At 46.3% G+C, this 13,779-nt stretch carries 14 protein-coding genes; 9 read left to right on the top strand and 5 right to left on the bottom strand.

Annotated elements, in window-relative coordinates:
- The first annotated feature begins 50 nt into the window (after positions 1-50).
- The gene (locus tag HZS85_RS11620) at positions 51-347 is read left to right on the top strand and encodes an excalibur calcium-binding domain-containing protein (protein WP_214856129.1); all 297 of its coding nucleotides are present in this window, start codon (positions 51-53) and stop codon (positions 345-347) included.
- Between the two features lie 154 nt (positions 348-501).
- Positions 502-681, top strand: a complete 180-nt coding sequence (locus HZS85_RS11615) for a hypothetical protein (RefSeq protein ID WP_214856128.1) — start codon at positions 502-504, stop codon at positions 679-681.
- Positions 682-758: 77 nt separating this feature from the next.
- Here the strand turns inward: HZS85_RS11615 and HZS85_RS11610 are convergent, their stop codons facing one another.
- Complete coding sequence (locus tag HZS85_RS11610) at positions 759-1,082, bottom strand: thioredoxin family protein (RefSeq protein WP_023466923.1); 324 nt, start codon at positions 1,080-1,082, stop codon at positions 759-761.
- A gap of 298 nt (positions 1,083-1,380) precedes the next feature.
- On the opposite strand from HZS85_RS11610, the gene HZS85_RS11605 reads away from it, so the two are divergent.
- Positions 1,381-2,250 (top strand): cation diffusion facilitator family transporter, encoded by an 870-nt coding sequence (locus HZS85_RS11605; RefSeq protein ID WP_053452503.1) that lies wholly within the window; start codon positions 1,381-1,383, stop codon positions 2,248-2,250.
- Between the two features lie 44 nt (positions 2,251-2,294).
- On the opposite strand, the gene HZS85_RS11600 is transcribed toward HZS85_RS11605, so the two are convergent.
- The gene (locus HZS85_RS11600) at positions 2,295-2,636 is read right to left on the bottom strand and encodes an ASCH domain-containing protein (protein ID WP_035411172.1); all 342 of its coding nucleotides are present in this window, start codon (positions 2,634-2,636) and stop codon (positions 2,295-2,297) included.
- Positions 2,637-2,792: 156 nt separating this feature from the next.
- Between HZS85_RS11600 and HZS85_RS11595 the strand changes: the two genes are divergently transcribed.
- The 6 genes from HZS85_RS11595 (at position 2,793) to HZS85_RS11570 (ending at position 11,364) form a co-directional block, all read left to right on the top strand.
- Positions 2,793-3,278 (top strand): MarR family winged helix-turn-helix transcriptional regulator, encoded by a 486-nt coding sequence (locus HZS85_RS11595; protein ID WP_214856127.1) that lies wholly within the window; start codon positions 2,793-2,795, stop codon positions 3,276-3,278.
- Complete coding sequence (locus HZS85_RS11590; RefSeq protein WP_214856126.1) at positions 3,271-4,995, top strand: ABC transporter ATP-binding protein; 1,725 nt, start codon at positions 3,271-3,273, stop codon at positions 4,993-4,995. Before HZS85_RS11595 ends, HZS85_RS11590 begins: the two co-directional genes overlap by 8 nt.
- Positions 4,992-6,848, top strand: coding sequence for an ABC transporter ATP-binding protein (locus tag HZS85_RS11585; protein WP_214856125.1), 1,857 nt, complete (start codon positions 4,992-4,994; stop codon positions 6,846-6,848). Before HZS85_RS11590 ends, HZS85_RS11585 begins: the two co-directional genes overlap by 4 nt.
- Positions 6,849-7,064: 216 nt before the next feature.
- Positions 7,065-8,888: a mechanosensitive ion channel gene (locus tag HZS85_RS11580; protein WP_214856124.1), complete on the top strand. Its 1,824-nt coding sequence runs from the start codon at positions 7,065-7,067 to the stop codon at positions 8,886-8,888.
- 217 nt (positions 8,889-9,105) lie between these two features.
- Positions 9,106-10,491 (top strand): branched-chain amino acid transporter BcaP, encoded by a 1,386-nt coding sequence (gene bcaP, locus HZS85_RS11575; protein WP_214856123.1) that lies wholly within the window; start codon positions 9,106-9,108, stop codon positions 10,489-10,491.
- Between the two features lie 90 nt (positions 10,492-10,581).
- A complete protein-coding gene (locus HZS85_RS11570) occupies positions 10,582-11,364 on the top strand; it encodes a GNAT family N-acetyltransferase (protein WP_214856121.1) in 783 nt (260 codons plus the stop codon).
- Between the two features lie 96 nt (positions 11,365-11,460).
- Here the strand turns inward: HZS85_RS11570 and HZS85_RS11565 are convergent, their stop codons facing one another.
- The 3 genes from HZS85_RS11565 to HZS85_RS11555 form a co-directional block, all read right to left on the bottom strand.
- Positions 11,461-12,144, bottom strand: coding sequence for a hypothetical protein (locus HZS85_RS11565; RefSeq protein ID WP_214856119.1), 684 nt, complete (start codon positions 12,142-12,144; stop codon positions 11,461-11,463).
- A gap of 66 nt (positions 12,145-12,210) precedes the next feature.
- Entirely contained in the window at positions 12,211-12,657 is a 447-nt protein-coding gene (locus HZS85_RS11560) for an NUDIX hydrolase (RefSeq protein ID WP_214856117.1), read from the bottom strand.
- Entirely contained in the window at positions 12,654-13,748 is a 1,095-nt protein-coding gene (locus HZS85_RS11555; protein ID WP_214856115.1) for a nitric oxide synthase oxygenase, read from the bottom strand. The genes HZS85_RS11560 and HZS85_RS11555 overlap by 4 nt, the downstream gene beginning before the upstream one ends.
- Positions 13,749-13,779: the final 31 nt, after the last annotated feature.

Genomic DNA, 13,779 nt, shown 5'->3' with positions numbered 1-13,779 from the left:
TCTTATAATCAAAAGACGAATCGTGTTTTTTGAAAAAAGGAGGAACCCCTATGAAAAAATGGAGTCGGCTCGTACTCGCGGGTGTCGTCAGTCTCGCTTTGCTTCATGTTCCGGCAGCTAGTGAAGCGGCGACGAAAGCAAAAGCCTTTAAGAACTGTACGGAAATGCAGAAGACCTATAAAGGTGGCGTCGCGAAAAAAGCGGGGTTAAAGAATCGAACGGGTTATGACAAGAATGGAAAACCAATCTACAAAGCAACAAAATATAAGGCATACGTGAGTCTTGCGACATATAACTTAAATATGAAGAGTGACCGGGATAAAGACGGTATCGCGTGTGAACGTTAAATAAGAAAAAGTGGTCTTTCTCGAGCGGGAGAAAGACTACTTTTTTGTAGAGATTAGATGTTCCTTTCAATTATGTAATCCTTAGAAAATCATCATGTATGGTAGTGTTGTAGCGATGAAAGACGACAAATATGTGTTGAGTAGGAGGAGTACTATGCGAAAACGAGACTATTTAATTTTCTTCATTCTATTTTTCATTCTGAATCTCATTAATTTCTTGGGCGCATTAGGTATACAGGATTTATTAGCAATCGTGGTCGTCGCTCTGATCGAAGCAGCTATAGCTGGAACGATTACGAATCTGTTCACTCGCATCTTTTTTAAGAAAATCTGAGAAGGATTGAAGTAGCACTCCAAATCAGATCGGTACATAAAAAATAACCTGACGCCGCAGCGTCAGGTTATTTTTGCTTAGTTGAAGTTTTGCTTTAAGAATGCTGTAACTTCTTCTGGTGTTTTAGCATTTGCACTGTGCAAATGCGCTAGTTTTTCATTGTTTTTAAAGACGAGCAAGCTCGGGATCCCCATGACATCGTGGTTCGATGCGATTTCAGGGAACTCATCTTTGTCGATCGTGTGGATTGGTAAGTGGTCGAACTGTGACTCGACGTCCGGCATGAAATAGTCCATCCGTTTGCAGTCCGGACACCAGTCTGCTTCAAACTTAATGATGACCGGTGCATCACTTGAAATCAATTCCTTGAATGTTTCTTCACTCTTAATGAATTCTGCCATTGTGAGAACTCCTCCTCTTGGTGTTGTACCTTTAGTCTACCGATTCCCTTCAGAACTTGCACGAATTATGTTCGTCAAAGAGTCTGACAAGTCAAAAAAGTTGGTTAATCTTTAAGGGGATGCTACCGATTTTCTTTGAAATAGCTACATGACGTAATCGAATTCAGTTTGGCATAGGGAAACATTATTGCGTGTTTGTTAATTACCTAGTTCGAAACAAAATGATTTCTCTAGACCCACTCGATTTCCGACTGGTACGATGAGGTTTGCTGATCGCAGAGAAAGTGGGGCGACGAGAATGGAACAACAAAAATACGATAATCTAAAACGCGGCGAACGCGGTGCGATGATCAGTATTGCAGCCTATATCTTGTTATCATCTTTAAAATTAATCATTGGGTATACAGCAGATTCCGCCGCACTCCGGGCGGATGGTTTGAACAACGCGACTGACATCATCGCGTCGATTGCCGTCTTAATCGGCTTACGGATCTCACAACGTCCGGCAGATGACGATCACAAGTACGGACACTGGAAAAGTGAGACGATTGCCTCGCTCGTAGCTTCCTTCATTATGATGGCAGTCGGTCTCCAAGTCTTGATCGATACGATCTCGACGTTATTCGAAGGCAAGCAGGAATCGCCTGATGTTCTTGCAGCGTACGTCGGAATCGGTTCAGCTCTCGTGATGTACTTCGTCTATCGTTACAATAAGAAGTTATCCGAGGAGATTGAAAGCAAAGCCGTCATGGCGGCAGCGAAAGATAATCTATCCGATGCGTGGGTCAGTGTCGGGACGACGATCGGAATCGTCGGATCACAGTTCGGCATGCCCTGGCTCGATGTCGTGACAGCGATCATCGTCGGCTTCTTGATCTGTAAGACAGCATGGGATATCTTCACGGAAGCGTCACACGAACTGACAGATGGCTTTGATGAGAAGAAACTGAAGATGTACGAAGATGTCATCTTCGATCTTGAAGGTGTCAAAGGCATCAAGTCCATCAAAGGACGTAACTACGGTAACAATGAAGTCGTCGATGTCGTCATCCTCGTCAACTCCACCTTGAACATCCATCAAGCGCACGATATTGCGACACGTGTTGAGGATACGCTGACGGAAGAATACGGAGTTTATGATATCCATGTTCACGTCGAACCCGAATGAATTCAAAAACGTCTTTTCTACGCTGACTGTAGAAAAGACGTTTTTTATGGCAATAACTCGATATGAAGAGCCAGTGCTCCGTACTGTTGCTCGGCTTCTGGTGAATAGATCGTATACGTAGATGTTACGAGTTCATCGATCGACCAACCGACGCAGTCGATGGATTCCTGTGATACGTGTTCATACAGTGCTTGAAAATCTTGAAATGTCTCCCGTTTCGTCACCTGGACGAGTAGCGTCTCGTTCGTCTCCGTATGCGTGAACTGAATCTGATCACCGACTTGTACTTGTTGGCGTTTCAGATCATTGAGTCGAATTTCGACCGTTTTCAGCCGTTGTTCAATCGAACGAAACGGTACTTCATATAATCCCATCTCATGTCTCATCTATCTTCCACTCCTTCTCTACAAAAGCATAGCAAAACTATGTGATTTTTCACATCGCCTTTTCGTTGACAACCAGGAATAATCAGCGTATTTTAATTCATATAAGTAATTGTTCCTTTTGGAACGATTTGAAATGGAACAAGGAGGCGAAACAGGATGGAGCAAACGGAAACGGTTCGTTCAACGGCGATGATGCAGTCGTTTTGGAATGTACAACGACATCTCGTTCGAGCAGCACACCAGACGGCGCAGGAAAACGGACTCAGTTTACCTCAATTTCATAGCTTGATGACGATTGCGCCACGTGGACCGATTTCGCAAAAAGCACTTGCGACACATACACATTTACCAAAGAGCACACTGAGTCAGTCGATTGAGGGCCTCGTTCAGTCCGGTTGGGTCATTCGGGAGACGAATCCTGAAAATCGACGAGAAGTCGTCCTATCGCTTAGTGATCAAGGACAACAATTCGTGACGGAGATTCAAGAACAAGAGAAGGGGATGCAACGTCAACTCGAACAGGTCCTAAAGACGATTGATCAAGAGGTGTTCGAGCAGATGCTTGCGACGCATGCTCAGATTGCAGAAGGCATCGGACGTATCTTACAGCCAAATATGAAAGGAGGATGCTCGGATGATTAAGTTACTCAAACGGTTGACGGTATATAAATGGGCAGTTCTTGCCGTGCTCGTCTTGGTTTTCGCACAATCAATGTCTGATCTCTATTTGCCGACACTGATGGCGGACATCATCGATAAAGGCGTCGTTACCGGCGATACCGCGTATATTTGGAAAATTGGTGCCGTCATGCTCGGAATTACCGGTATCGGAGCGTTAGCTGCAGTTGCCGCCAGTTATTATTCATCGAAGGCATCGATGGGGCTCGGACGGGATATTCGTCGCCAAGTCTTTAACCATGTTGAACGATTTTCACTGCAAGAGTTCGACCAAGTCGGAACGGCGTCATTGATTACGCGGACGACGAACGACATCACACAAGTCCAACAAGTCGTCATCATGATGTTACGGATGGTCGTCAGTGCACCAATCATGTTCATCGGTGGATTGATCATGGCCGTCTCAAAAGATGCCAAACTATCGCTCGTCATCGTCGCGGCGATGCCGGTCCTTGTGCTTTCAATCCTATTGATTTTGTGGAAAGGGGTTCCGTTGTTCGGAAAGGTCCAAAAGCGACTCGACCGACTGAACCTTGTCCTACGTGAGAACTTGACCGGAATCCGTGTCATCCGTGCTTTTAACCGGGAACGCGATGAGCAAGTCCGGTTAACGAAAGCGAACGCTGATTTGACAGAAGTCTCGATCAAGGTCAATAAAATCATGGCGTTTTTGATGCCAGTGATGATGCTCGTGATGAACTTGACGGTCGTCGGTGTCATTTGGTTCGGGGGCATCCGGATCGATAATGGTGGCATGCAAATCGGGGACTTGATGGCGTTCATCCAGTACGTCATGCAAATTATGTTCGCTCTCGTCATGGCTTCAGTCATGTTCGTCATGATTCCGCGGGCAGCCGTCTCGGCGAAACGGATCAATGAAGTCCTCGAGATGACACCAACGATGACAGATGAGGGAACACAAACCGCTGACCGTGAAAAAGGAACGCTCGTCTTTGATCGTGTCACGTTCCGTTACCCAGGAGCTGAGGCACCCGTTTTATCCGATATTAGTTTTACGGCACGACCAGGTGAAGTGACGGCTGTGATTGGTGGGACCGGTTCCGGTAAATCAACGCTCGTCAATTTGATTCCCCGTTTTTATGACGTGACGGAAGGGAGCATTCGCGTCAATGGCGTTGATAGCCAGGACGTACCGCAAGAGGAACTGCGGTCGAAAATCGGCTTCGTTCCCCAAAAGGCGTTACTGTTCACGGGTACGATTGCCGAAAACATTCGTTTCGGGAAAGAGGACGCGACAGATGAAGAGGTCGCGCATGCAGCACAAATTGCGCAAGCGACGGACTTCATCGAACGGATGCCGGATGGTTACGATGCGCGGATCGAACAAGGCGGATCGAACGTCTCTGGTGGGCAAAAACAACGGTTGTCGATTGCTCGGGCCCTCGTTCGTCGACCAGATCTATATGTCTTTGATGACAGTTTTTCAGCGCTCGACTTCAAGACCGATGCCGCTCTTCGGAAAGCGTTACGGGAAGAAACACGCGAAGCGACGGTCTTGATCGTTGCTCAACGTGTCAGTACCGTCATCGATGCCGATCAAATCATCGTCCTTGATGAAGGGAAAGTCGCTGGAATCGGCACGCACGACGAGTTGTTTGCGAACAACGCCGTCTATCAGGAAATCGTTAAGTCACAACTATCAGAGGAGGAAATCGCATGAGTGAGAAGAAACGACCTGCCGGCGGTCCTCCGCCTGGTGGTCCCGGTGGCGGAAATATGATGATGCTCGGAGAAAAACCAAAGGATTTCAAAGCAACGTTCCGTCGTTTGCTTCGGTATTTGCGTCCGCGTCGGACGGCACTGATCGGTGTCTTTTTAGCAGCGATCCTCAGTACAGTCTTCATGATTGCCGGTCCGAAAATCATGGGAACGGCGATCACGGAATTGTTTGAAGGGGCGTATGCGAAATTCCAAGGTGTGCCAGGAGCAGAAATTGATTTCACGAAAATCGGACAGATCCTCTTGTGGCTCGCTGGACTGTATATCATCAGTAGTCTGTTCAATTACTTGCAACAGTATTTGATGTCGGGCATCGCTCAAAAAACAGTCTACGATTTACGTGAGGACGTCAACCATAAACTCGAACGCTTGCCATTAAAATACTATGATGGTCGTCCGAACGGGGAGACACTCAGCCGCGTGACGAACGACATCGATACGATCGGGAGTACGTTACAACAAAGTGTGACATCATTCATCACGTCGATCGTGACGATTGTCGGGATTCTAATCATGATGTTGACGATTAGTCCATTGTTAACACTGATCTCGCTCGTCTCGTTGCCGGTCTCGATTTTTGCGATTCGTCCGATTTTGAAACGATCCCAAAAATACTTTGCCGATCAACAACGAACACTCGGTCAGTTGAACGGACACGTCGAAGAGATGTATACCGGACACTCTGTCGTCAAGGCGTTCGGACATGAACGCAAAGCGGTCGAGCAATTCGATGCCGTCAACGAGGAGTTGTATGAAGCAGGGCGCAAAGCGCAGTTCATCTCCGGGATCATCATGCCGATGATGATGTTCATCGGGAACATCAGTTACGTCCTGATCAGTATCGTCGGTGGGATTCTTGTCACGCAACGGGCGATCTCGATCGGGGATATTCAAGCGTTCATCACCTATACACGTCAGTTCACACAACCAATCACACAAACGGCGAACATCGCGAACATCGTCCAATCGACGGTCGCAGCAGCGGAACGTGTCTTTGAATTGTTGGATGAAGAAGAAGAGATCAAAGAAGTGACGACGCATCGTCTTGCGCAGGCTGAAGGAGCCGTTGCATTCGAACACGTTGATTTCGGTTACGGAAATGATCTCTTGATCGAGGATATGAACATTGATGTCGCACCGGGACAAACCGTCGCGATCGTTGGACCGACGGGTGCCGGTAAGACGACGATGATCAATCTATTGATGCGCTTTTATGAATTAAACGGCGGGACGATTCGGATTGATGGCATCGATACCCGTGAGATGTCACGCGAAGACTTACGGACGACGTTCGGTATGGTCTTACAAGATACGTGGCTCTTCAACGGTACGATCCGAGACAATCTTGCTTACGGTAAAAGTGGAGCAACCGAAGAAGAAATTATCGCGGCAGCGAAGACCGCACATGCTGATCATTTCATCCGGACATTGCCGGACGGGTATGATACCGTCTTGAATGAGGAAGCTTCGAACATCTCGCAAGGTCAGAAACAGTTGTTGACGATTGCTCGGGCCGTTCTTGCCGATCCTCCGATCATGATCCTTGATGAAGCGACTTCTAGTGTGGATACACGGACGGAGGTCTTCATCCAGCAAGCGATGCGACGGTTGATGGAAGGACGGACGAGTTTCGTCATTGCTCACCGTCTGTCGACGATCAAAGACGCTGATTTGATTCTCGTCATGAATCAAGGGCGTGTCATCGAACAAGGTACTCATGAGGAATTACTCGAGGCAGATGGATTTTATGCGGATCTGTACAACAGCCAATTCTCTGAAAAAGAAGTCGTATGATATAAGGCAGTGTCGTCATGTAGACGATGCTGCTTTTTTTAGAAGTGATTATTACAAATGTGTATTTTCACATACCGCAGTTATCCAATTTATTGTAGGAAAAACAAGAAACGCCACATTCTGGTACAGGTAAGGGTTTAACAAATCCTTTAGCTGGGGAAATTAAAGAAGTGTCAGAAACATATAATTTTATTTTAGGTGAAGGAGTGTAAAAAGATGAATAACATTTGGAACGGAACGTCGTTGAACCTGAACGGCATTCTCGGATCACTCGGCAACTTGCTTGGAGCGATCATCGTCTTTTTAATTGGATGGCTCATTGCTAAGCTGATTGCGAACGGGATTCAAAAAGCGTTAGAGAAATCTGGAGTCGTCAACAAGTTATCACCTCAAAAAGAAGGGGCGCCACCAAAGAAGAAAAAGTGGACACCTGAAAAAATTATCGGGACTGTCGTCTTTTGGATTCTCATGGTCTTCGTCCTGATCTTGGTCTTCAATATCCTTAATCTGAACATCATTGCAGGACCACTTGCGGATACGATGAGTACATTGCTCGCGGCAATACCGAATATCCTGAAAGCAGCCCTCATTCTCCTCTTGGCATATGTCATCGCGGTCGTTCTCCGCATGATCATCGTCAAAGCAGGTACGAAGCTGATGGCGAACGACAAAGTACGTTCGAACAAGATGCTTCAAGGTCAGACAGATCTTTCAGCTTATCCAAAAATCGCAGGGGAGATCGTCTTCTACCTCGTCTTGCTTCTGTTCCTACCAGGTGTACTTGGTGCGTTGAACATTGAGAGTGTCTCACAACCGTTTAGCCAATTGTTATCGTCATTCCTTGGATTCATTCCACGCTTGATTGCTGCGGCAGCCATCTTCTTCGTTGGCTTCCTCGTAGCGAAAATCGTCCGCGATATCGTGACGAATTTCCTTCATGCTGTTGGAACGGATAAATTTGCATCTCGCTTCAATCTTGGGTCAAATGATCAAAAAGATTCGAAATCACTTTCGTCGATTCTTGGAACAGTCGTCTTCATCTTGATTCTGATTCCAATCACGATTTCAGCACTTGATCAATTAAATATTAAAGGAATTACAGGACCAGCGATCAACATGTTGAACGATGTCCTAGGTATGATTCCGAATATCATTATCGGGGTCGTTCTGATTCTTGTCGGTCTTTATGTCGGACGTTTCATCAAAAAATTCGTTACGGATCTCCTGTCACGTCTTGGATTCAATAACCTAACACGTCACTTGAAAATCGGGACGTGGGATGCGAACCAAGCGTCTACATCACCAGCTTCCATCGTTGGTGCACTCGTTGAGATCGTCATCGTCGTTCTCTTCGTCGTCGAAGCCTTCAACTTGATTGGTCTTGATTTCATGGTCGACCTCGGTCGTGCCGTCCTTGCTTTCTTGCCAAGCGTCTTGACAGCGATCATCATTCTCGCAATCGGGATCATCGTCAGCAACCTTCTCAAACGTACGATGGACAGCCTGTTCGGTAACTCTGAACTGAAAGTCCTCTCAAGCGTTGCGAAGTATGCGATTCTTGCACTTGCTGTCTTCATGGCACTTGATCAATTGGGTGTTGCGGATACAATCGTCAACTCAGCCTTCATCTTGATCCTTGGAGCACTTGCGCTTGCTTTCGGTCTTGCCTTTGGTCTCGGTGGACGTGATAATGCATCGCGTTACCTCGATCGTCTGCAAAAGAAAGCAGATAACACGGAAGTCGACACATCGAATCTTCCAAGTAAGTCTGCATCGACTTCTTCTTCACCAAGCTTGAAAGATGCAGCAAAAGGTGCTGCGTCACAAGCAGCGGATGATGTCACACCAGATCGTGCACCACGTTCAGCGCGTTCATCTTCAACAGATGAAACGACACATGGTACACCAAAAGGTGCGTTGCCAGAAAATGATTTAGCACAACAAGATGATTATCCGATTGACCCAAATGATCATAAAGGGCCAAACCTCGATCATCCTAACAATCGTCCAAACCTCGATCACCCTAATGATCGTCCGTAATGAGAGTACGCCCTTTCCTCTAACTTTAGGGGAAAGGGTGTTTTCGCGTTGATGCATCAAAGCGTTGTCGTATTTTCACAAAAGTGGTTTGACCGCTTTGTGAAAAAATACAGAAAAAAAGACTTATCGAACCTGACATCATTTGTTATGATTAGAAAGTCAATTACCTAAATGATTTGAATATTCAGAAAAAAGAGAAAAGTTCGGAGGATGAAACATGAGTTTGCTTCGCAAGAAAGATGTCAGTGTAATGATGGATATGAAACAACATTCCAAACTGGCACGTCATTTATCAGGGTTTGACCTTATTTTACTTGGAATCGGTGCCATCATCGGAACCGGAATTTTCGTTCTAACAGGAACGGGTGCTCTTTATGCTGGACCAGCTTTACCGATCTCATTCATTATTTCTGCAGTCGTCTGTGCACTCGCAGCCCTTTGTTATGCTGAATTCTCATCGATGATTCCTGTTTCAGGTAGTGTATATACGTATACATACGCAACGGTCGGGGAACTTGTCGCCTGGATCATCGGGTGGTGTTTGATCTTAGAATATGGACTCGCTTCAAGTGCCGTTGCAACTGGCTGGTCAGGATATTTCCAGTCGCTCTTAGCAGGTTTCGGCGTCCATTTACCGACGGCTTTAACAGCTGCGCCAGGAGCTGTACCGGGAAGCGAGACATTCTTTAACTTACCGGCATTCTTGATTTTAATGGTCATCACGCTCTTGCTTTCGCTTGGCATTAAAGAAACAAAACGCGTCAACAATGTCATGGTACTCGTCAAAGTTGCCGTCGTTGTTCTTTTCATCGTCGTCGGGATTTGGTATGTCGAACCAGGCAACTATAAACCATTTGCTCCGTTTGGTATGAGTGGGATCTTACAAGCTTCGGCGATTGCCTTCTTTGCGTACCTTGGGTTCGATGCGGTTACATCAGCGGCAGAAGAAGTCAAAAACCCAGGACGTAACTTACCAATCGGAATCTTGGGATCGCTTGCGATCGTTACCGTTCTATACGTCGTCGTTTCGGCTATCATGGTCGGAATCGTTCCATTCAAACAGTTCGAGGGTGTCGATAGTCCCGTATCGCTTGCGTTAAAAGTCGCAGGTCAAGACTGGGTTGCTGGATTCGTTGACTTAGGTGCCATCGTTGGTATGACGACGGTCATCCTCGTCATGACATTTGGTCTTATTCGTCTCTTGTTCGCGATGAGCCGTGACGGACTCTTGCCGAAAGTCTTCTCGGATGTTAATGAAAAATCCCATACACCGGTCAAAGCGACATGGATCCTCGGAACAATCGCCGGTTTGATTGCCGGATTCGTGCCACTCGGTACACTTGCTGAATTGATCAACATCGGAACACTGGCAGCATTCGCGCTCATCTCAATCGCAGTCATCATTCTGCGCCGGACGCGTCCTGATTTGAAGCGTACCTTTAAAGTTCCGTTCGTACCAGTCTTACCGATTCTATCAGTCCTCGCTTGTATCATGTTGATGGTCAACTTACAGAAATTCACATGGATTGCCTTCTTCGTTTGGACAGCAATCGGACTGCTTGTTTACTTTGGTTACGGACGTAGCCGTTCTAAAATTCAATAAGTAGGGCACCCTTGGCGACAAGGGTGTTTTTATCTGCAGGAAACCGCAAGAAAGATAGCGAAACTGCTCAGTGGAAAAGGAGGTTTTTCGATGATTCATATTCAACGCGCGCCTGACGTAAAAACAGCATATCAAACGATGCAGGATGGATTTCAAGATTATCTGATTCCGCTGCACTTATCAGAAGCAGAGTTTCAGAAGCGAATTCTCGAGCGAGACGGAAACCAGTTGGAACATTCGTTTATTGCCTACCATGGAGAAAAACCGGTTGGTCTTTGGCTGAACGGTTGGAAGGAAATCGATGGTCAACGCATCATGCGATGTGGAGGGCTGGGCATTTCACCGCAGTATCGACGACTTGGCATTGCAAAAGCCTTGTACCAAGCGCAACTGAGCCACGCTAAGGAAATCGGAATGGATGAACTGATGCTTGAAGTCATTCAAGGGAACGATCCGGCGATTCGATTGTATCAATCGCTTCACTACAAGATTGTTGGAGAAATTGGATATTTTCATTTAACCGATGAACATCAAAAATCCGCTTTGCCAGCGATCGAAGAAACAGAGTTCTTAAAACAGTATCGTGGACAAGGAGAATACATCTGGCAACAAGATCCTCATGTCATGCAACGCTTGCAGGCGAATTATTATCAACTCGAGGAAAGTGTCGTCGCTGTAGCGGAGGCTGCTTTATTGTCGGTCGTCGGTCCAGCAGAACATAAAGCAAGGCATGCGACAGAAGTCGTCCGCCATTTACCGGGAACGACCTATCATTATCAATCGACAGATGTACAAGTGTGGGAAGCATTACGTTCTGAAGGAAGGATACAACGGGATTTGAAGCAATACATCATGCGTCAGTCACTAAAATAAGAAGGGAATGATTTTAACTACAAAAACCCTTAAATTTTTTATGTATGCTACTTTAAGATACAAAAAATATAAGGGTTTTATTTACTTAGGTAAGTGTCACTTTACAAAGTAATTCGTCTTAGAGCTATAGGCGTTCCATTCTTGAACTCCTTTTTTATATGTTTTGCTATTAAAACTTGAGGATAAGAATGAGTGTTCTTTGCCTTTTACCCATTTTCCTTTAGATAATTTTTTATCTTGGAACAAAAAGCCGACTTCGTCTCCAGCATTCGAGTAGATTGGAACTTGTAACAAGTCACTTTTCATCTTAGGTCGCATACCGTAAGACATGAATGTTCCTGGATGACGAATTAATTTTCCGTTTTGAATCGAGAATGTAGTTAAACTCATGTAAGAAGGTGTTTCTCGGAAAGAAAGTGAAAAGACGGTCGGATGACCGGATACATTTTTCAATTTCCCGCTCGTACGAAAATCGTGAGTAGCAATCACATACGGAAAATCCTTCGAGAATGTATAGTGGTAAGCTGTCGACTTGTTATTTACGTACAGAGAAAACTTCCCAGTGCATAACGAATCCTTTCCTTTCACCCACCAAAAGTCGTCTACTGTCGCTTTTCGGCAAGATGCTGCTTTAGATTGAACAGATACAGTATACTTTTTGTTTTTTGCATCGACAATCGTATACGTCTGTTTGACAGATTTAGGAGCAGCAGCTTCTGTCGATGAGATTAATGAAAGACTGAGGAGTATGGACATTCCAGCAATTACAAGTGGTTTCATCTGAAAGCTCCTTTCTAAAAATGAATTTATTCCATTTTATAACAAATGAAAAAACGCCGCTATACTTTAACGGCGTTTTTTGTAGTCTTCAATCATTCGAGCGTGAGAACCGACCAAGTGATCGGGTAAGTCGTCTAGCGAAACGAACTGAAGCTTGATGCTTTCGTCACTTTGCTTTAACGTTCCGATCGGATGTTCACCGATATAGGCGAGAGTGACGCTTTGAAAGACGTCTCCGTTCGCTAAAATCGTCACGTATTGCGGACCGGAGTAGACATCGAGTAACGTCAATCGTTCGACTTCCAGTCCAGTCTCTTCGAGGAGTTCCCGACGAGCGGTCTCTTCCGGTGATTCCGCCCATTCCATTAATCCACCTGGCAAACCGAAGCGAGCTTGTGCTTCGTTCCGTTGTTCCAGCAAAATGTGTTTATGTTGCACGACGAGGACAACGGAACCGACGAGAATGACCGGATCGTGACCGATTTTTCGACGTAACTGTTCGACATAATTCATTTCAATACTCCTTGGTGAAACGGACAACCCGTCACAGGCGCTGTCTGTGTTGAGTTTGGAAAGAAGTTCGGTCGTTTGATTTCTGGGTCGTAATCTTTATGGAACATATGCGTCGTTGCACCACTCATCGGTGGCACGAGCCAGGACCATTCCCCGGTGACATCGCGACCGCATGCCGCTTCATTTTTTTCAAAACGAGCGAACTGTTTGGCAGCGGTATGGTGATCGACGATCGTAACACCAGCGCGTTCAAAAGATTCGAGTACGGCGACGTTCAGTTCGACGAGCGCTCGGTCTTTCCAGAGTGAACGTTCACGCGAGGTGTTCAGACCGAGTTGCGTCGCGACGAGTGGCAATAGATCGTAACGATCCGTATCGGCGAGGTTACGAGCGCCGATTTCTGTTCCCATATACCAACCGTTGAACGGGGCACACGGATAAACAATACCGCCAATCTCAAGCTGCATATCAGCAATCATCGGTACGGCATACCAGCGGACTTCGCGACCATCAAACAGGTCATAGTCAGGATGTGTGATGCTGACTTCGAGCACGAGCTCGTCTGGAATCGGATGCAGACTACGTTGTCCATCGAGTTCAATCAAGAGAGGAAGGAGGTCAAACGGTGTTTTTGCCCCTCTCCAGCCAAGTGCTTCACATTGTCGTGTCAGTTGGACAGAAGCCGGATCGCCGATGATTCCTGTTGCAGTCTCATAACCAGCGTAGCGAATCAGTTGGTGATTATGCAGCCGCACACGTGTCGGATGAAAAATCGTGATCGTCGAGCGAATTCGTCCTTCATTCGTCGCGAACCGGATATGCTCAAATAACGCGTCGCGGACCGCTTCGACGGTCAACGCATCCCGCGCATCAAAGACATGAAGTTGCTCCCAAAAGAGGCGTCCTACACATCGGTTACTGTTGCGCCAAGCGAGCTTAGCACCGAACGCGAGCTCAGAAGCCGTCTGTTCATATGTTCCTGTCATTTGAATCGAACGGATGACTTCTTGCTGACGTCCGGACATTTCGGGGTATTGCTCTATATAAGAAGTAAAGAAGCGTTCTGCTTCGGATTGAATGAATGGGTCCACGAATCGAAATCCTTTCTGAAAAACAAGCACG

The sequence above is a fragment of the Exiguobacterium sp. s130 genome (assembly GCF_018619055.1).
Taxonomy (GTDB): Bacteria; Bacillota; Bacilli; order Exiguobacteriales; family Exiguobacteriaceae; genus Exiguobacterium_A.
This window is presented reverse-complemented; position numbering and strand designations above follow the sequence as displayed.